The organism is Rickettsia endosymbiont of Thecocarcelia acutangulata (genome assembly GCF_964263195.1).
Taxonomy (GTDB): Bacteria; Pseudomonadota; Alphaproteobacteria; order Rickettsiales; family Rickettsiaceae; genus Rickettsia; species Rickettsia felis.
The window spans coordinates 1141850-1160165 of record NZ_OZ181652.1 but is presented as its reverse complement, the minus strand read 5'-3'; the positions used below and the strand labels follow the sequence as shown (position 1 = coordinate 1160165).

Sequence of the window (18316 nt, the reverse complement as noted above, 5' to 3'; positions counted from 1 at the left end):
TGGATGAATTAGCTGCTAATTTTTTCTTGTAAAGAATTTTGGCGTAAACGAGTTTTTAAGCTCTTAAAATCAATTATTTCTGCTTTTTGATTCTGACAAATACATGCAAAAATATATTTCTGCTCTTCTTTAACCTTTTGTATACATTGTCCGCAGATTCCTTTCATCATACATTGCATCGATGAATTAACGCTAACTATTAGCTCCGTATTTTCACCGAATATTTCATTTTTTAGACTTTGCAATTCTTCTATTATGTCAGGAGAAGCATTAATTATTACTATATCCACTGAAACTAATTTACGGATTTTTATATCAGGATAGGTAACAAATATAACTTCATTATTATTTTCTTTTAGAACTTTTAATAAGCCTATATTACCTACTTCGGAATCAACAATAACTATTTTTTTATTTTGAGGTATTTCTAATGGCGAACCTGTCGGTCCCATTAAAACTACTTTCTCATTTTCGGATAATGTTTTACATAAGCTAGTAGATTTACCGACTTCAAAAATTATGAAGCTAATTAAACCTTTTTCTACATCAATATCTGTAGGGCTTAAGGCTACCGGCTCTATTAACTTAGAAGCATCTTCAGAATAATTTTGTAAGCGAAAAAACTGTCCGAACTTAAAATTTTTAGCAGCAAGCGGTGAGTGAATTATAAGTTCAAAAGTTTTATTATCTAAAATATTTATTTTATTAACTCTAGAAGTCAGCAAATAATCAAGCTGTGTACAAAAATCTTTATAACTATTTTTAAAGCTAGGGGCATTATTTATAAGTCTTTTATTAATAGCCTCATACCCTTCTTTGCTACTAGCAAGAGCTTTCACTACACTACCCGAATATTTAGGATTACAATCACCGAAATAACTATATTTATTCTCATCAAATTGAGTGTTATTTTCTATACCGATTGCCATAATCACGGTTTTAGCTTTAACGTCATTGCGAGGAAATGCGTAGCATTGACACGGCAATCTTGTTAAGCTAAACTCCTGAGATTGCCACGCAGTCTTTGACTGCTCGCAATGACGAGTCTTAAATTCCACCCCCTCCACATGACCGTATTTATCAACATTAATCCTTAAAGACTGCATATTTTCTTTAAAATCAACACCGAGTGCTAATGTATATATTAGCTCTTCGTGATTTAATTTATATGCCGGCGAATCTTGCAATCTTCCACGATAATAAACAGTAGCTCCTCCAAGCTTATTAAAAACCTTTCTTAATTCTTCATTATTCTTAGCTTCTTTAAACAATTTTGCATGAGCAATAAATTCTTCAGCTATTTCTTTATCTTCATCTGTTAAATCTTTTTCTATATAATTTTCGGCAAATTCCTCTACTTGCTTTTTATAGTAATATAAACTTTCTGTTGCTGCATCTAAGGAAGTAAGACCGCCGCCTATTACCGCAATCGGCATTCTAATTACCATATTAGTATTAGAATTTTTTAAAAATGCTCCTCCGCTTTGCAAAGTCATTAAGAAATCAGAAGCCGTTTTTACGCCCTTAGCTTCAAAATTTTCTATATCTAAAATTTTCGGCTGACCTGCTCCAATGCAAAAAGCTATATGGTCAAAACCCAAATCGAAAGCTTGTTCTTTCGTTATATTAAAATCTAAAGCTACTCCGTCATAATATTTGAAATTATTATTTCTCTCGAGTATTAATCTCAATATATCAAGATTGTTTTTATCCCACCGAACGGTAATCCCATATTCTGCTACTCCTCCAAATCCTCTCGGTATTCTTTCCGATAACAAATTTTTATATTCATGCCAAAATTTTATAGGTTTATGAATATTAAAAGGTAAAGGGGTAATTTTTAAGCCATCAATAGCTGTGACATTGTGACCTGACCGTAATAAATAATAGCTAAGACTAAAACCTGCAGGACCAAGACCGGTAACTAAAATATTATAATTAGTAGGCTTTTTCGGAAGCGGAGCATAAATATTAAGCGGATTCCAACGAGTAAGAAGTAGATATATCTCTAAACCGTAAGGTAATTTAAGCGTTTCTTCTAAAATATTTGATTCTATTAACGGGATATTTACCGGATCTTGCTTTTGGTAAATACAAGCTTTAGAACAATCATTACAAATTCTATGTCCCGTTGCCGCTACCATCGGATTATCAATAACAATAATAGCAAGAGCACTTAAGTTAAAGCCTTGTGCCTTAACATAGTTCATCTCAGAAATTTTTTGCTTTAAAGGGCAGCCTTGTTTTAAACCGTCTGAGCTACGCGACTGAAAGGAGCGTGGCAATCTCAGGAGATTTGACGAGATTGCCACGTCGCTTCGCTCCTCGCAATGACGAACTTGGGTTTGCATTAACCCCCTAGAACAGCTATCCTTATCCTGCTTATGGCAATAAATACAATAATGAGAATCGTTTAAAGCTTCATCTAAATTTAAAAAAGAATCTGTATAGTCAAAATCTAACCGCTGATTCTTTTGATATTTAGATATTTTTTTATTATCTATTAGATTTTCTTTATCTAGTTTTTGAGGGAGGTTGAATAGGATGTTATCCTGTGAAAACAGAGTGTCATCCCGTGGCCTTGCCACAGAATCAACTTTCCCGTCATTGCGAGGAGAGGCGAAGCCTCGACGCGGCAATCTCAGGACATTTTTATGAGATTGCCACGCTTCTTGCAGTCGCTCGCAATGACGATTTGTGTCGGTCAAGCCGCAGGATGACACTCGGCACGCTGCATACCTAGCGGCTACATCTAATTCTGTGACAAAATTCTCTTCATCCTGTTGCCATATAATTATTTGTTTGGCAAATTCTCTAGAGGTAAAATTCGTACCTATTAAATCAGTTAGCTTTAAATACACATCTTCAAAATCAATATCTTTTATTTTTTCCGGTGGGTATTTTTTTACAGCAACACGCTGAACAAATTTTCTTTTACATTCATAAATAATATCAAAATCTTTATGTTTTAACCTTGATATCGTTACTTCTTTTGAAATACAAAATAACTCTGCTAAAAAATCGTCTAAATGAGGGGAAATTTTTAGCAAAAATTCGGAATAATCTAGTGGAATAATGGAGAGAGGAGTCGATCTAAATAATATTAAATCTTTATGCAGAGATTTATCGGCTTTAAAGAGATAATCTAAAAATATTTGATCTAATTTTTTAAGTCCGGTTAAATCTAATTCATTAAAATCTAGATTAAAACCAAGTTTCATAAGTAATAAATAACTCTTTTAGAAAATTGTCTATAAATTAAATAACTGATACAAACAGTAATAAATGTAACTATAATAGACTTAACTATCAGCATCATATCCGGTAATGTTCCGTCAATCACCAACGCTTGTACGGGTCTTATAACTAAAAAGAACGGATTAAATTCAAAATATATTTTTTTAGATTCCGGAATTAGTGAATAAGGATAAACTATCGGTATACTCCAATAAATAACTCCAAGAATAACACTCAACATTTGTGGAATATCTCGAATATACGGCGTTAAAAATGCTACTGCGATAGAACCGCTAATCACGCATATTATTAAGGGCAAAATTAATATCGGCATAAATATTATTTGCCAAGAAAATTTTTCCGGAAATAATAAAATAAAAGCAAAATACATTGCCGAAAATGAGCAAATTAAAGTATATAATTGCCCTAAACTATCCGCAACAGGAAAAAAAGTCTTAGAAATTCTAACTTTTTTTATTATTTGATCACGTGTAACTAAAGAACTTGAACAAATCGTTAGGCTGCTTACTATAAAACTCCATAAAGGAATACCGCCGACTAAGTTCATTACCATAAATTCTCTCGGTTGTCTTAATAAAAAACCGAAAAAATATGAAATTACCATTATGTGAATAAAAGGCTGAATTAAACCCCATAAAGAACCTAAAAAAGAATCCTTATTTTGCCTAATTATAGAAGCTTTAACTAGTAATGCTATTGCCCGCCAGTATTTTTTAGAAAAAAAATACTTTATCATTTATGAATTTCCTTGTTGTTGGTTATATAGTAAACCACCTTAAATTAGGTGCGATTTCTATAGATTTTAAACATTTCCGATGGTGTACCATCACCTATAATATTACCGTCTTTTAATAAAATACATCTGTTGCAATTATCTTTTATAATTTCTTCTTGATGACTTACTATTATCGAAATAAGGGTATTTTTAAATTTACTTTTCATTAAATTAAGAGATTTTTCTATAAAACGGCTATCTCCTGCCGCAAAAACTTCATCAAGTAATAGAATTTGAGGATTTTGAAATATTGATACAGAAAAAGCAAGTCGTGATAACATTCCTGAACTATAATTTTTTATCGGTAAGTCGATTTTATTACCTAGTTCCGAAAAATCTATAATCTCCTTTTCAATTTTCCTGCTATATTTATCTAACATATTATTATATAGCATCAACATTTTTATATTTTCACGACCGGTTTGTTCCGGCTCAAAACCGACTCCCATATCTATAATTGCAGCAATATCACCATGAACTTTAACCGTACCGGATTTTAACGGATATATTCCGGCGATTAGCTTCAAAAGAGAGCTTTTTCCGGAACCGTTACTTCCTATAAAAGCTATTTTTTCTCCTTCTTGGCAAGAAAAGTTAATATCGTTTAATATAGGTATATTTGGAGAAAGAGAAACCCCTTTTTTCAAGAAAAAATGCTTTAAACCTTGAGCTCTTTTATGAGTATCTATACCTTCTACATAACCATTTGTTATTTCTATAAATACTTTTGAATGGCTAAGTGACATAACTATTAAATAGATTTATTAATCCAATCTAAAAGAGAGTTTTTTTGCTGTAAACCTATTTTAGTATCTTTTTGTTCACCGTTTTTAAATAACATTATCGTTGGAATACTACGAATTCCGTATTCTGAAGGAATGTTAGGATTTTCATCAATATTCATTTTAAGTACTTTTACTTTGCCTTTTAATTCTTTACTGATTTCATCTATTATCGGTGTTAACATTTTGCATGGTCCACACCATTCTGCCCAAAAATCAACCAGTACCGGTAAATCCGATTCTAACACTTCTTTTTTAAAAGAGTTATCTGTTACGTTATCTGCCATATTTATCCTCTGTGTTTTTGTAGTATTGTCCATATGGCTTTTATGTCATTCCAGCGAAAGCGGGAATCCAGTACTTTAAAATTTTTTGAAAAGCTCGATTTATCTCGCTTTACCCTAGATTCCCGCCTACGCGGGAATGACATAAAAGCCATATGGACAACATCTATATTTATAAATAAAATTATAAAGTACAGGCTTCTACTTGTAAATAATGAAAATCTTTTTATTTATTATATTTATTTTTTCTATTATAATATATCCGCATTATTAAAGCTGCTGTTTCCTCTATTGATCTAGTTGACACGTCAATTACCGGCCAATTTCTTTGATCACAAATTTTTCTAACCTCTAAGCATTCTTTTTGTACTATATTAAAATCTGTATAGCTTTTATTTTCGTTAATTTGCAATAAATTTAACCTATCTTCTCTTATCTCTATTAATCTATTTGGATTAATAACGAGTCCTACTACTAATTGATCTATGTCTTTTTCTATAAAATCAGGAAAGGGACAATTATAAACATAAGGAATATTGGCAGCTTTTAGACCGTTATACGCTAAAAATACGGAAGTTGGTGTCTTAGAAGTTCTAGAAGGACCTATTAATATTATATCGGCCTCCGACAACTCATTAAGCATTTGTCCGTCATCATGTCTTATGGCGTAATCTATAGCATTGAGCGTATCAAAATAAGTTTTATCGAATTTATAATTGTAATTTTGTTCTTTTTCTATTTCAATACCTGAAAAAACAGACATTTCTTTAATAATCTTACCTATTACAGAAATACATGGAATTTTTAATTCATAGCAAAATTTCGTTAAAGCTTTTCGGAGTTCTTGAGCAGCAATCGTGTATAATACTATCCCGTGTTTGGATTCTATTTTACTTAATACTTCATTTAGCAATTCCAAATTTCTAATCATTGGCCAATGATATAATTTTGGTTTTACAGAAGTAAATTGTGCAAGAGCAGAATTTGCTGCATATTTTGCAGTTTGCACGGAAGAGTCTGAAACCAAGTGAATAATTAGCTTTGTCATACTTTACACATGTAATTGTGGATAAATTTTTTAATAACTTATTATTTTTCCTATTAAAATCTATTAAAAATCTCCTCAAATCCTTATTAAATCAAGTAAATCTAGTGTATTTTCTTTTAAATAAATAGTTTGTGGATAAAATTGTGAATAAATCTCATTTTCCTTTGAAAAAATAGTCTTTTCTAAGCTATAAACGAATTTTACACTTAATTATCCACTTGTATAAATTCATTATAAACTTATGTGAATAATAATTAAAAATACCTATATTTTTAAGAAAATTTTAATGAAAATTTTGTTGATAACTCTGTTTAAAACATTTAATCTACATAATTCTGTTTACATAAACAACAAATAATAAATACATTTATTAATTTAATATTTTTAGTAATAGTATGAAGCAAATTATAAATCCATTAAAAGGAAATAGTAATAAGATACCTATTTGGTTTATGCGTCAAGCAGGTAGATATTTGCCGGAATATAAAAAAGTAAGAGAAACAACAAAAAATTTTCTAGATTTTTGTTATGATGTTAATAAAGCAACGGAAGTAACCTTACAACCGATAAAACGTTATGGATTTGATGCAGCTATTATTTTTTCTGATATATTAGTTTTACCTCATGCTCTTGGATGGGAAGTAGATTTTAAAGAAAACATAGGACCTATATTAAAGCAGTTCAAATCACAAGAAGATTTTAAATATCTACAAAGCAATCTGAATAATAAATTAGAGAAAGTTTATGAAATAATAAAAAAAGTAAAAAAAGAATTGCCTTCTACCACTTCTTTAATAGGATTTGTAGGTAATCCTTGGACAGTGATGAGTTACATGCTAGAAGGAAAAGGAAAACAGGATTTTAAAACGAGCAAAAAATTTATATATGAAAATAAAATACTTGCTAAAGAATTATTAAATTTTATTACGGAAAAAACAGCTGATCATCTTGTAAATCAAGCAAAATCGGGAGCAGATGTTTTAAAGCTTTTTGATTCATGGTCAGGAGTACTTGGAGAAGAGGAGTTTACTGAATTTGTAATAGAGCCGACAAAAAAAATTATATTAAAAGTAAAAGATGCTTTTCCAAAAATTCCTATAATTGCTTTTCCTAAAGGAGCGGGATTATTGTACGAAAAATTTATAAAAGAAGTACCTATAGATATTTTAGCCGTAGATCAAATGGTTCCTCTTGAAAAAATGAAAGAGTGGAGTGATAAAGTAATAGTACAAGGTAATTTAGATCCAGTCGTATTATTAACTAATAAAGAAATTATCAAAGAAAAAGCTTATAAAATTCTTCAGACAATGAAAGGAAAGAATTTTATCTTTAATTTAGGGCATGGTATTTTGCCTGAAACACCTCCGGAAAATGTAGAATTTTTGACAGAATATGTTAGGTTATATGAAGAAAAGAATAGCAATAGTACTTTTTAATTTAGGCGGTCCAAAAAACCTTGAATCTGTAAAACCTTTTTTATTTAATTTATTCTATGACAAAGCTATAATTAATCTACCGAATCCATTACGCTATATTATTGCAAAAATAATTTCTACTACTAGAGAGAGAAAATCTCAAAAAATTTATTCTTTAATCGGTGGTAAATCTTCTTTACTTCAGGAAACAGAGGAGCAGAAATTAGCACTAACCGAAAAACTAAAGCAGCTCATAAAAGAAGATTTCGCTATTTTTATAAATATGAGATATTCAGCACCGTTTGCTAAAGAAATAATAGGTCAAATAAAAAAATATAATCCAAGCGAAATAATATTATTGCCTCTATATCCTCAATTTTCAAGTACTACGACAGGATCTTCGGTTAAAAATTTTTTACAAAACTTTGATATTGATATTCCAATTAAAACAATTTGTTGTTATCCTCTAGAAGAAGATTTTATAAAAAGCCATGTTTCATTAATTAAGGAAAAACTATACGATGACGATAAAAATTTTTGTATATTATTTTCTGCTCATGGGTTACCTGAAAAAATAATAAAAGCAGGCGATCCTTATAGTTTTCAGATAAAAGAAACAGTAAAAGCAATAGTTAAAGAATTAAATATAAAAGATCTAGATTATAAGATAACTTATCAAAGTAGAGTAGGATCTATAGAGTGGTTAAAACCGAACACGGAAGATGAAATAGAGCTAGCAGGAAAGTTAAAAAAGGACATAATTATCGTACCTATATCCTTTGTATCCGAGCATGTTGAAACACTAGTAGAACTTGATATTGAATATAAATTAATCGCAGATAAATATGAAATTCAATATATCCGAATTCCGACACTTGGAACAAATAAAATTTTTATTAATAGTTTGACAAATATATTGCTACAATTTATTAATAAGGTTGATACTAACTTAGTTACGAGTAACTCTAGTACAAGAATATGTCCAAACGAATTTACTAAATGTTTATGTAAATTAACAAATTAATAAGGAAAAGAATGGCAAGTTACTATCTATGGTTTAAGTCAATCCATCTGATATCTGCTATATGTTGGATGGCAGGGCTTCTTTACTTACCTAGAATATATGTTTACCATACCAAAGCTAAAATAGGTAGTGAGCTAGATAATACCTTACAAGTGATGGAGCTAAAATTACTCAGGTTCATTATGAATCCGGCAATGATTAGCACATTTATATTTGGTTTAATAAATGCTCATATTTACGGGTTTGTTGCTCTTGATACTTGGTTTCACGTTAAAATGTTTGCAGTGTTAATTTTAGTGATATTTCACGGTTTACTTGCAAGATGGCGAAAAGATTTTGCAAATTGCAAGAATGTCCATTCAGAAAAATTTTACCGTATAGTTAATGAGATTCCAGCTATTTGTATGGTTATTGCAGTAATAATGGTTATAGTGAAACCATTTGACTAGTATTTATCCTGTCCTTTCATACCATAGCTTGACCATAGTATCTATAAATACAACTTAAAATATTAAATAGTAGGAATGACATAAATGAAAGCAATGCCTGCTCACCGATGATATTTATACTTTAGCTACCAAATATTGCTTCTAGTTCTGCTAAGCGTTTCTCTATTGCGTTGAGATCTCTCTTTTTTAAAGGTCTTTCTAGCAACTCTGCTATCTCAATTTTTTTTGAAGTAAACTTTGCTACGAGTTCAGATAGGGTTTTGGTATTTTGGTTGGACATATGGACACTCCCGATTGATTAAGCTTAAATTGCTCAAGTTTTAACCACCGAAGAGAAATAAACCCTTGGTGGTCGGGGGGCGTTCAAAGAAACCGTAAACGACAGTTTATAATAGCTTTTAGGTATAAAATTAAATTTTATACCTTGGACATATGCTATTATCACCCCAACCGTAATAAAGTTGAGGATGGTATCATTCAATGGTAGATACCAACCACGTTTACAAAAGGCTTTGAAACCCCCGAAATAGTGTTTTACTATTTCAGTTTATTTATACCTAACTTCCTTTAAAAGTCAATCTATAACTTATTTTATTTTAAACTAATAGTTTATTTATCTAAAAGATTTTTTGTTTCTAATATAAGTTATAAAATTTATTTAGAATATTTATAATTCATAAAAAATAATATGGAACATTATGAATAATAGTGATGAACTTAATAAGTTAGTAATTTTTAAAGATAAAACCATTAGAAGAATTTTGCATAATAATGAATGGTGGTTTTCAGTAGTTAATGTAGTAGGAGCATTGACTGATAGTAGTAACCCCGGAGCTTATTGGAGAAAACTAAAGCAACGGTTAAACGAAGAAGAAAGTGAGGTCGTGACAAATTGTCACAGACTGAAATTAACTGCCACAGATGGGAAAAAATATATAACAGATTGTGCAAATACAGAATCATTACTTCGTATTATACAATCTATTCCATCTCCAAAAGCAGAACCATTTAAACAATGGCTTGCTAAAGTCGGTTATGATAGGATTCAAGAAATTTCTGATCCGGAAAAGTCAATTGATAGAGCAAGGGATAATTGGAAACGATACGGGCGTAGTGAGAAGTGGATTCAGCAACGTATGATGGGGCAGGAAACACGAAATAAATTAACTGACTATTGTGGAAAAATCATGAAGTAACGAAAGAGAGTGAATTTGCTATATTAACTAATATTATTCATCAAGAATGGACAGGTATAAGCATTAAAGAACACAAAAATATAAAGGGCTTAAAAAATCAAAATTTACGTGATCACATGAATGAAGCAGAATTAATTTTTACTGCTCTTGCTGAATTATCTATTCGTCAGGTAGCAGAAACTAATAATGCAACAGGCATGGAAGAAAATAAAATTGCAAGTAAAATAGGAGGAGGTATAGCTAAAAATGCCTTGGAAAATAAAACCGGTAAGAAAGTAATCTCAACAGAAAATTATTTACCGCCTAAACTTACAAAGTAAAAAAATTTGTTATAGATCGTGAGGCGTTATTGTGTGGACCGGTAAAACCCACTGTGTCACCTAGTTCCCTTGCTAACTAGGTCCATAAAAATAATAAACAAATACTAATAATTTTAGTATTTTAACTGGATCCCGTGGTCAAGCCACGGGATGACAGAGGTGAAATTGCTCCATACAACAATGCCTGCTCGCAATGACAGGGTGGTATCCACGCAATAATGCTAGAAGCTAAGGATTGCATCAGTTTTGTAAAAAATACTCTTACTTTTGACAGAGGTTTCGTAGCGTTTTACTATTTCGGTTATGGTTCTATATATAACTTCCAAAAAGTCAATTAAACTTTACTTCAGGTGGTAGCGACATTAATATTGCTTCAACATTTCCATCGGTCATTAAGCCGAATTTAGTACCGCGGTCATATAGCAAATTAAATTCTACATATCTACCCCGCCTTATAAGTTGGTATTCTTTCTGCTCAGTTGTCCAAGGTAAAAATAACTTACTTCTAACGATTTCAGGATATACCGACAATAAAGCTCTACCTACATCCTGAGTAAAAGCAAAATCCTGTTCAAAATTACCGCTATTTAAGTAATCATAGAATATTCCGCCTACTCCTCTCGGCTCTTTTCGATGCTTTAGATAAAAATATTTGTCACATTGCTTTTTGAATTTAGGATAATAGCTAAAATCATACTTATCGCACGCTTCTTTAAAAGCTGTATGAAACTTTGCAGTTTCGTTTTCTTCCGGATAAAAAGGTGTTAAATCGCCACCGCCGCCAAACCAACTTTTAGAAGTTTCTATATAACGAGTATTAAAATGCATAGCGGGAATTAGTGGCGATTTAAGATGTGCGACTAATGAAATGCCTGTTGCAAAGAATTTTCCGTCTAGCTCTGCTCCTGGAATTTCACTACGGAATTCGGGAGAAAATTCACCGAATACGGTAGATATATTAACCCCGACTTTTTCAAATACTTCTCCTTTCATGAGAGACATAATACCGCCGCCACCGCCGTTACGTTGCCAGCTTGTACGTACAAACTTAGCCGGTTTTAAACCTTTTGTCTGTGCATATTCTTCTTCGATTTTTTCAAATTCTTTGCACAATAAATCACGTAAATCAGTAAACCAATTACTAGCTATCTCTTTATTTTCTATTTTCATAATTATTAAGCAACGATTTAATTACTTTCCTCATCATATACATAATCACTAAAAATACGGCAGCAATGATTATGATATAAAAAGCCGGAGCATAAAATAAGCCTGTATGCTCTACAAGCCAACGAGAAATAATAGGTGAAGTTCCGCCGAATATCGCTATTGCAAAATTGTAGCTGAAAGCAACACCGGTAAATCTTTGTTCTGCCGTAAACAAGGATATAACGAATATATAAGCCGTACCTGCTATACTTCCTGCGAGCATACCAAGCATTGTAAGAGCTATAATTTGTTGCCACATCTCTTCTGCTGACATAAGTAACATGGTCGGTAAAATCAATATCAAAATAGCAGTACCAACAAGCATTGCCATTTTAAATTTTCCGATAATATCGGCAGTACCGCCGGCAAGCGGCATCACTATCATTGCAATAAATGAACTATACGCTAAATATGATAAAGCAATAGTATTGCTAAGATGCATTACATTATAATAGAAAACATTTATATAAGTTTTTACTAAATACATAACACTGCTAGCAATAGCACCTATACACATAGTTAAAAACATCGATCTCCAAGCAGTTCTAATTACATTGGAAAAAGGTGCTTTAAGAACTTGTTTCTTTTTCTCAAGCATTTTAAAAATCGGTGTTTCCGATACACGTAATCGCAAGTAAAATCCGGCAAGACCCATAAATCCACCAAGCAGAAAAGCAAAACGCCAAGCAAAATCTATATGCGAAAAATAACGCTCAATTATAATACCGATAAATGTTGCAATTAAAGTACCTGCGATATTTGAACCATGTACTAACCCTGCCGTAAAACCGGCTCTTAAGTTTTGACGATGTTCAAGGATAAAAATAGCCGCTCCCGTTCCTTCACCGCTAATACATAAACCTTGAATAAGCCGCATTATAACTAAAGTTATAGGGGCATAAATCCCAATACTTGCATATGAGGGTATAAGACCCATAATAAAGGTCGGAATAGTCATGCCTAGCATCGAGATTATTAAAGCGATACGTCTACCGTATCTATCACCGATATAACCGAATAATATACCTCCTATCGGTCTTGTCAGAAAGCCGACCGCAAATACTCCAAGGCTTAGAAGAGTTTTAATGAATTCTGATTCACCTGGAAAAAAAACTTGTCCAATAATCAACGAAAAAACTGAATATACCGTAAAATCATAATATTCGAGTACATTACCTGAAATAGCAGATAAAAAAATGAACTTAGACCTATTCATCGAGCTTTAAATAACTTAATTACTAAAATTACTAATTAGTTATTATAGACGAGTTACATCATTTATAAAGTGTAATTTATAATATTATAAAATAACCTTTATAATATTTAATTTTTTTATTATTATTTAAGACGAATGAAATTATAGATGAGTATGAAATATAATACTTCTGCAGAAAATTATGAAAAAAAGCTAGAGAAATATGATAAAGCAATAAAACGAAATCCAAACGATGCAGAGGCATATTTTAATAAAGGAGTATTACTCGAAGATTTAGGAGAATATGAAACCGCAATTAAATTATATAATAAAGCTCTAGAATTAAATCCTAATTATTTTGAATCGCATATTAATAAAGGCACTGCTTTATCTAGCTTAAAAAGATATGAATTAGCAATTGATTCTTTTAATAAAGCAATTCAAATAAAATTTGATCACCCAACAGCCTATTATAATAAAGCTTATATTTTAGCAAAGTTAGGTAAATATATATTAGCTATTAAATCATATAACGAAGTAATTAAATTAGAATCGAGTCATTTTGCGGCACATTATAATTTAGCAAATATCTTACTTGAGTTAAAAAAATATACTCAAGCAATTAAGTTAAATCCTGATTACAGTACTGCATACTCTGATAAAGGTATAGCATTAGCAAAATTAAAAAAATACAATTTAGCTATTGAATCTTTTAATAAAGCAATTGAGTTAAATCCTAATAATTCATATGCCTATCTCAATAAAGGAAACATTTTGTGTACTCTTGCAAAATATGAGCAAGCATTAGAGTTATATGATAAGACAATTGAGTTAGACCTTAACGATTATAATGCTTACTTTAATAAAGGTCTTGCTTTAGAAGAATTAGGAAAGTATGACTTAGCTCTTGAATCATACAATAAAGCATTAGAATTAGAGCCTGATAATCTAGAAGTAAAAGCTCAAATACAAGCTATATTAGAAATGTAAAAGACTAAATAATAAGATCATAATTTATTATAACTATTATAATATATACGTTATAATGGTCAAGTACATAACCTAGTTATCTATCTAGTGGGAACTACCGGAATTCCTACTTTTGTAAGTTTAGCACCTTTTGGCTTTTTAATTCCTGCAAATTTTTGGTCTTCTTGTTGTTTTCGTAGTTTTTCTCCTATTTTTGCAGCTTCTCTGCTACCTTTAAGAGCACTTTTTACGGGCTTTGTGTTAAGATTCGTAACACCTCTTGAAGTCTTAATATCTTCATCTTTATCAAAATATTTTATGTCTGTAGCAGTACTTAAATGATAAACTCCACTACTTTTTTGTATAAACTGATTTTGATTTTGTAAAGCTTTGCCTTCTAAATCTAAGAATTTACCATTTTTTTCAATAGCAAATACTTTTCCATTTTTTTGAAGAATAGTTTCATCAAGCTTAATATTCTCATCTAATACTACTTTTCCAAAATCACCTACCTCCCCAATTTTTGTACCGCTAAGATCATATACGTAAAGTTTTTCTTCATGGAAATCTAAGTTGTTTAAAAAATTCTCTATGGAATTCTTATCATTAGTAAACTTTCCTAATTCATAAGTACCTATAATTTTCTCTTTTTTGCTTACTACTTTTTCCGTATATTTTTCTTCTTTAATAACTTTTTTAGTATTTTTAATAATTCCAAGATAGGCCAGAGCTTTTTTAAACTTACCCAAATTACGCTTTACCTCAACTTCTACGGGTCTAGAAAATTCTTTTTCTTTTACTTCTTCAACTTCTCCTATAACTAACTGCCCATCTATAAGGTCTACCCAGTTCATCTTTAAAATGAATTAATTTGGCATTTTTTACTCTATTTAATTCAATTTCTTCAGTTTGAAAATGTAGATGTTTTTTTTTCTGGCATAAATTCCTCCTTGAATAAATTTTGATTTATTTCAAGTGTAAAGGAGTAAATTAAATTTTTGCAAGAAGTTTTTATTGTTAGTTATTTCTCAATAACTAACAAATATTAAGAATTAATAACTACTGTGCCGTCCAGCCGCCATCTATCAAGAGTCCACTACCTGTTATTGATGATGCTTTTTCATCACATAAGAATATTACTAAATTTGCTATTTCATCAGCTTCTACAAATTTTTTCGTAGCTTGAGATTTAAGGATTACATCCCGGAGTGCTGATTCTTCACTGATATGTCTAGCTTTAGCAGTATCTGCTATTTGATTCTGCACGAGCGGTGTGTTGACGTAACCGGGACAGATAGCATTAACTGTAATATTATTCTCAGCCACTTCTAAAGCAACGGTTTTGGTAAGCCCAAGGATACCATGCTTTGCTTCTACATATGCCGACTTAAAAGGTGATGCAACATATACGTGAGCGGAAGCGATGTTAACAATTCGCCCGAAGCCGTTTTTTTCATAATAGGTATTGCATATTTTGTAGTATAAAAAGAGGCTATTAAATCTATACGCAAAATTTGCTCCCATTTATCTTCAGGAAATTCATCGATAGGAGCAACATGCTGAATCCCGGCATTATTTACTAATATGTCTATTTTACCGAATTCTTTTATTATTCTCTCAAACATAGAATGTATTTCTTCAGGTTCTGCAAAATTTATTCCTTGATAAAATACGCTACTTGCACCAAGCTCTTTCAATTCTGCTAAAATTCTGGCTACTTCCGTCTCTTTTGCAAAACCGTTAATAACTATTTTAGACTTAAGTTTTGCAAAATGTTTTGCTATCTCAAGCCCGATACCGCTAGTAGAACCTGTAATAACTGCTACTTTGTCTTTCATTTTTACCTCCTTTTGTTGTCATTCCGTGACTTGTAAGCTAAACTGTCATTGTGAGGAAATTGCATAGCAATTGTACGTCCGCAATCTCAGGAGTTTTGTTATTATTTCATGAGATTGCCACGCAGCCTACGGCTGCTCGCAATGACGATTTAGCTGGTACAAGCCACGGCATGACATAGTTAATCAATTATTATTTGTCTTTTATTTAAAAGTAACTTATATTAGATTTACTTAAAGAAATAATGTATATACTCGTTTAATTTGAAAAATTGGCGTTGTCGTTCTACAAGGGCTACGGTACTCACATATTAATATATGCTCTATTCCTCGCCTTGTGAACTCCTAGCTCTTTTCCAAATTAAACTTCGTCTACTCTTCATTTTAATTAGAGTATAATTTATGGAAATTGTTAATAGCGTTGATGTATCTGTATCTTGCCAGGGCAAAGAACCTCCATATGACCATCCAAAAGTTTATTTAGAGATAGATAAAGAAAAAAAGGAAGTTATCTGCCCATATTGTAGTAAGAAATTTAAATTAGTAACAAAATGACTATCAAATTTCTTTCAGAAAGTACTATAAACCGAATTGCTGCCGGTGAGGTTATAGAAAGACCCGCATCGGTAGTAAAGGAATTAGTTGAAAATGCCGTAGATGCCGGTAGTACTAAAATAGATATTATCTTAGAGCGTGCCGGTAAAAATCTAATCATTATTTCCGATGACGGTATCGGTATGACTGATAAGGAATTAGAAATTGCCGTTGAACGTCACACAACTTCTAAGCTTGATGAAAGCGATTTCCTAAATATTCATACTTTCGGTTTTAGAGGTGAAGCACTGCCGTCTATTGCTGCCATTAGCAAAATGCTAATTACTTCTAAGAAACAAGGGGCTGACAAAGCATTTCAGATTAAGTTAATCGGCGGCAATGAAAAACAAGTTACTGTTTCTGTCCATAATGAAGGTACTAAAATAGAGATACGTGATTTATTTTTTGCAACACCTGCTCGCTTAAAATTTCTAAGAGCCGACAAGACTGAACTTGCAGCAACTGTAGATGTGGTTAAGAAAATCGCTCTAGCACATCCTGAAATTTCTTTTAGCTTAACGCATGATGATAGAAATCTGCTAAAGTTTAAAGGACAAAATAAAGATGCAGAAACTAACCTAAAACAGCGTATAATTGATGTAATAGGTGATGATTTTATAAAAAATGCCGCTTATATAGATTTCAAAACTCCTGATTTCTCTATTTGCGGTTATACTAGTATCCCGACATATAATAGAGCTTCAAGTGAAGATCAGTTTTTATTTATCAATAATAGACCGGTAAAAGATAAGTTGCTACAAGTAGCTTTAAGGGTAGCATATCAGGATTATTTAGCTCGTGATCGTTATCCGCTATGTGCTATATTCTTACAAATTGATCCGCAACTTGTTGACGTTAACGTACATCCGGCAAAAGCAGAGGTTAGGTTTCATGACCCGAATTATGTACGAAACTTATTAATAGAAGCAATTAAAAATGCTTTAACGAATAAAAGCCATGTTACTTCTACTACTATCGCCTCTGATGCTCTTCAGTTATTTAAAAATCCTTTAGTTAACAAACAACCGTCAGTAAGTAAAGCTGTAAGCGTGAATAGTAAACCGGCAGATTATAGACCTGCTATGTCGCCTAGTTTTAAACCTACGCCAAATACTGCTTGTCAAAAACTAATCGATACATTACCGCACGCTAAAATAGAACAAGAAGTAGAAAGACGTATAGAACATGAGCAGCAAGTCCATAAACAATATAAACTTGGGGCAGCTAAAGCACAACTTCATACTACTTATATTATTTCACAAACCGAAGATAGTATAGTAATTACCGACCAGCATGCAGCACATGAACGTTTAGGATATGAAAAAGTAAAAGATTACCTTAAAACGGAAGAGTTAATAAAACAACGTTTGCTTATTCCTGAGATAGTAGAACTGCCAAATGAAAGAAAAGCAGATTGTTTATATGAAAATAGAGAAAAACTATATAAACTTGGTTTAACTATAGAAAAATTCGGTGAGAAATCTATTATAGTGACTGAAATTCCAAATATCCTTGGAGATGTAAACGTACAAAAGTTAATTCAGGATCTCGCTGATCATTTATCGGATTTCGGTGAGAATATAGCTTTGACGGAGTTAATAGAGCATGTGACGGAAACTTATGCCTGTCATTACTCTATTAGAGCAGGACGAAAATTATCGGCAGATGAAATGAATGCCTTACTGCGTCAAATGGAAAATACGCCGTTTTCAGGTCAATGTAATCACGGCAGACCTACTTATATTGAGTTGAAGCTTAAGGATATAGAACGCTTGTTTGGACGGTAACTCGTTTAATTTGAAAAATTGGCGTCGTCGTTCTACAAGAGCTACGGTACTCACGTATTAAGTATACGCTGCGTTCCTCGCCTTGTGAACTCCTTGCTCTTTTCCAAATTAAACTTCGTTACTATTATTGGAGTATATATTATTCTCTATATAGAGTATTTTACTTGACTATTTTT

Annotated in this window: 17 protein-coding genes and 1 pseudogene; 8 read left to right on the top strand and 10 right to left on the bottom strand. The window is 31.6% G+C overall.

What is annotated here, in order from left to right:
• Positions 1-8 precede the first annotated feature (8 nt).
• From ACE38Q_RS06310 to ACE38Q_RS06290, 5 genes are all read right to left on the bottom strand, one after another.
• Complete coding sequence (locus tag ACE38Q_RS06310) at positions 9-3221, bottom strand: FAD-dependent oxidoreductase (RefSeq protein ID WP_500190571.1); 3213 nt, start codon at positions 3219-3221, stop codon at positions 9-11.
• Entirely contained in the window at positions 3218-3994 is a 777-nt protein-coding gene (locus ACE38Q_RS06305; RefSeq protein ID WP_500190567.1) for an ABC transporter permease, read from the bottom strand. The genes ACE38Q_RS06310 and ACE38Q_RS06305 overlap by 4 nt, the downstream gene beginning before the upstream one ends.
• Before the next feature lie 44 nt (positions 3995-4038).
• Positions 4039-4779, bottom strand: a complete 741-nt coding sequence (locus ACE38Q_RS06300; protein WP_500190565.1) for an ABC transporter ATP-binding protein — start codon at positions 4777-4779, stop codon at positions 4039-4041.
• 5 nt (positions 4780-4784) lie between these two features.
• On the bottom strand, positions 4785-5102 hold the full coding sequence (trxA, locus tag ACE38Q_RS06295; RefSeq protein WP_500190562.1) for a thioredoxin: 318 nt from the start codon (positions 5100-5102) through the stop codon (positions 4785-4787).
• Between the two features lie 223 nt (positions 5103-5325).
• Entirely contained in the window at positions 5326-6147 is an 822-nt protein-coding gene (locus tag ACE38Q_RS06290; RefSeq protein WP_500190560.1) for a pyruvate, water dikinase regulatory protein, read from the bottom strand.
• Between the two features lie 395 nt (positions 6148-6542).
• Between ACE38Q_RS06290 and hemE the strand changes: the two genes are divergently transcribed.
• From hemE to hemJ, 3 genes are read left to right on the top strand one after another with little or no spacing between them, the layout of a single operon-like run.
• Positions 6543-7583 (top strand): uroporphyrinogen decarboxylase, encoded by a 1041-nt coding sequence (gene hemE / locus ACE38Q_RS06285; RefSeq protein ID WP_500190557.1) that lies wholly within the window; start codon positions 6543-6545, stop codon positions 7581-7583.
• Positions 7540-8586, top strand: coding sequence for a ferrochelatase (hemH, locus tag ACE38Q_RS06280; RefSeq protein WP_500190555.1), 1047 nt, complete (start codon positions 7540-7542; stop codon positions 8584-8586). Before hemE ends, hemH begins: the two co-directional genes overlap by 44 nt.
• A gap of 11 nt (positions 8587-8597) precedes the next feature.
• Entirely contained in the window at positions 8598-9035 is a 438-nt protein-coding gene (gene hemJ / locus ACE38Q_RS06275) for a protoporphyrinogen oxidase HemJ (protein ID WP_500190552.1), read from the top strand.
• Positions 9036-9156: 121 nt separating this feature from the next.
• Here the strand turns inward: hemJ and ACE38Q_RS06270 are convergent, their stop codons facing one another.
• On the bottom strand, positions 9157-9315 hold the full coding sequence (locus ACE38Q_RS06270) for a hypothetical protein (RefSeq protein ID WP_500190550.1): 159 nt from the start codon (positions 9313-9315) through the stop codon (positions 9157-9159).
• A gap of 418 nt (positions 9316-9733) precedes the next feature.
• Here ACE38Q_RS06270 and ACE38Q_RS06265 point away from each other — a divergent pair, with 418 nt between their 5' ends.
• Positions 9734-10231: a BRO-N domain-containing protein gene (locus tag ACE38Q_RS06265; RefSeq protein ID WP_500190548.1), complete on the top strand. Its 498-nt coding sequence runs from the start codon at positions 9734-9736 to the stop codon at positions 10229-10231.
• Positions 10210-10551: a hypothetical protein gene (locus ACE38Q_RS06260; protein WP_500190545.1), complete on the top strand. Its 342-nt coding sequence runs from the start codon at positions 10210-10212 to the stop codon at positions 10549-10551. Before ACE38Q_RS06265 ends, ACE38Q_RS06260 begins: the two co-directional genes overlap by 22 nt.
• 330 nt (positions 10552-10881) lie before the next feature.
• Here ACE38Q_RS06260 and hemF read toward each other — a convergent pair whose 3' ends face one another.
• Positions 10882-11721, bottom strand: coding sequence for an oxygen-dependent coproporphyrinogen oxidase (gene hemF / locus ACE38Q_RS06255; protein WP_500190542.1), 840 nt, complete (start codon positions 11719-11721; stop codon positions 10882-10884).
• Positions 11705-12976 (bottom strand): MFS transporter, encoded by a 1272-nt coding sequence (locus tag ACE38Q_RS06250; protein ID WP_500190540.1) that lies wholly within the window; start codon positions 12974-12976, stop codon positions 11705-11707. Before ACE38Q_RS06250 ends, hemF begins: the two co-directional genes overlap by 17 nt.
• A gap of 153 nt (positions 12977-13129) precedes the next feature.
• Between ACE38Q_RS06250 and ACE38Q_RS06245 the strand changes: the two genes are divergently transcribed.
• Complete coding sequence (locus ACE38Q_RS06245; protein ID WP_500190538.1) at positions 13130-13945, top strand: tetratricopeptide repeat protein; 816 nt, start codon at positions 13130-13132, stop codon at positions 13943-13945.
• 80 nt (positions 13946-14025) lie between these two features.
• Here ACE38Q_RS06245 and ACE38Q_RS06240 read toward each other — a convergent pair whose 3' ends face one another.
• The gene (locus ACE38Q_RS06240; protein WP_500190536.1) at positions 14026-14778 is read right to left on the bottom strand and encodes a hypothetical protein; all 753 of its coding nucleotides are present in this window, start codon (positions 14776-14778) and stop codon (positions 14026-14028) included.
• 205 nt (positions 14779-14983) lie between these two features.
• A pseudogene (locus ACE38Q_RS06235) lies at positions 14984-15762 on the bottom strand (3-hydroxybutyrate dehydrogenase).
• Positions 15763-16161: 399 nt separating this feature from the next.
• Between ACE38Q_RS06235 and ACE38Q_RS06230 the strand changes: the two are divergent.
• Positions 16162-16314, top strand: a complete 153-nt coding sequence (locus ACE38Q_RS06230) for a zinc-finger domain-containing protein (RefSeq protein WP_082022283.1) — start codon at positions 16162-16164, stop codon at positions 16312-16314.
• Entirely contained in the window at positions 16311-18140 is a 1830-nt protein-coding gene (gene mutL / locus ACE38Q_RS06225; RefSeq protein WP_500190533.1) for a DNA mismatch repair endonuclease MutL, read from the top strand. The genes ACE38Q_RS06230 and mutL overlap by 4 nt, the downstream gene beginning before the upstream one ends.
• The last annotated feature ends 176 nt before the right edge of the window (positions 18141-18316 follow it).

Coding starts and splice junctions, on each gene's coding strand:
- ACE38Q_RS06310 (WP_500190571.1), bottom strand. CDS start 3,221: ATGAAACTTGGTTTTAATCTAGATTTTAATGAATTAGATTTAACCGGA.
- ACE38Q_RS06250 (WP_500190540.1), bottom strand. CDS start 12,976: ATGAATAGGTCTAAGTTCATTTTTTTATCTGCTATTTCAGGTAATGTA.
- trxA (WP_500190562.1), bottom strand. CDS start 5,102: ATGGCAGATAACGTAACAGATAACTCTTTTAAAAAAGAAGTGTTAGAA.
- ACE38Q_RS06290 (WP_500190560.1), bottom strand. CDS start 6,147: ATGACAAAGCTAATTATTCACTTGGTTTCAGACTCTTCCGTGCAAACT.
- ACE38Q_RS06240 (WP_500190536.1), bottom strand. CDS start 14,778: ATGAACTGGGTAGACCTTATAGATGGGCAGTTAGTTATAGGAGAAGTT.
- hemJ (WP_500190552.1), top strand. CDS start 8,598: ATGGCAAGTTACTATCTATGGTTTAAGTCAATCCATCTGATATCTGCT.
- ACE38Q_RS06270 (WP_500190550.1), bottom strand. CDS start 9,315: ATGTCCAACCAAAATACCAAAACCCTATCTGAACTCGTAGCAAAGTTT.
- ACE38Q_RS06265 (WP_500190548.1), top strand. CDS start 9,734: ATGAATAATAGTGATGAACTTAATAAGTTAGTAATTTTTAAAGATAAA.
- hemF (WP_500190542.1), bottom strand. CDS start 11,721: ATGAAAATAGAAAATAAAGAGATAGCTAGTAATTGGTTTACTGATTTA.
- mutL (WP_500190533.1), top strand. CDS start 16,311: ATGACTATCAAATTTCTTTCAGAAAGTACTATAAACCGAATTGCTGCC.
- ACE38Q_RS06230 (WP_082022283.1), top strand. CDS start 16,162: ATGGAAATTGTTAATAGCGTTGATGTATCTGTATCTTGCCAGGGCAAA.
- hemE (WP_500190557.1), top strand. CDS start 6,543: ATGAAGCAAATTATAAATCCATTAAAAGGAAATAGTAATAAGATACCT.
- ACE38Q_RS06245 (WP_500190538.1), top strand. CDS start 13,130: ATGAAATATAATACTTCTGCAGAAAATTATGAAAAAAAGCTAGAGAAA.
- ACE38Q_RS06300 (WP_500190565.1), bottom strand. CDS start 4,779: ATGTCACTTAGCCATTCAAAAGTATTTATAGAAATAACAAATGGTTAT.
- ACE38Q_RS06305 (WP_500190567.1), bottom strand. CDS start 3,994: ATGATAAAGTATTTTTTTTCTAAAAAATACTGGCGGGCAATAGCATTA.
- hemH (WP_500190555.1), top strand. CDS start 7,540: ATGTTAGGTTATATGAAGAAAAGAATAGCAATAGTACTTTTTAATTTA.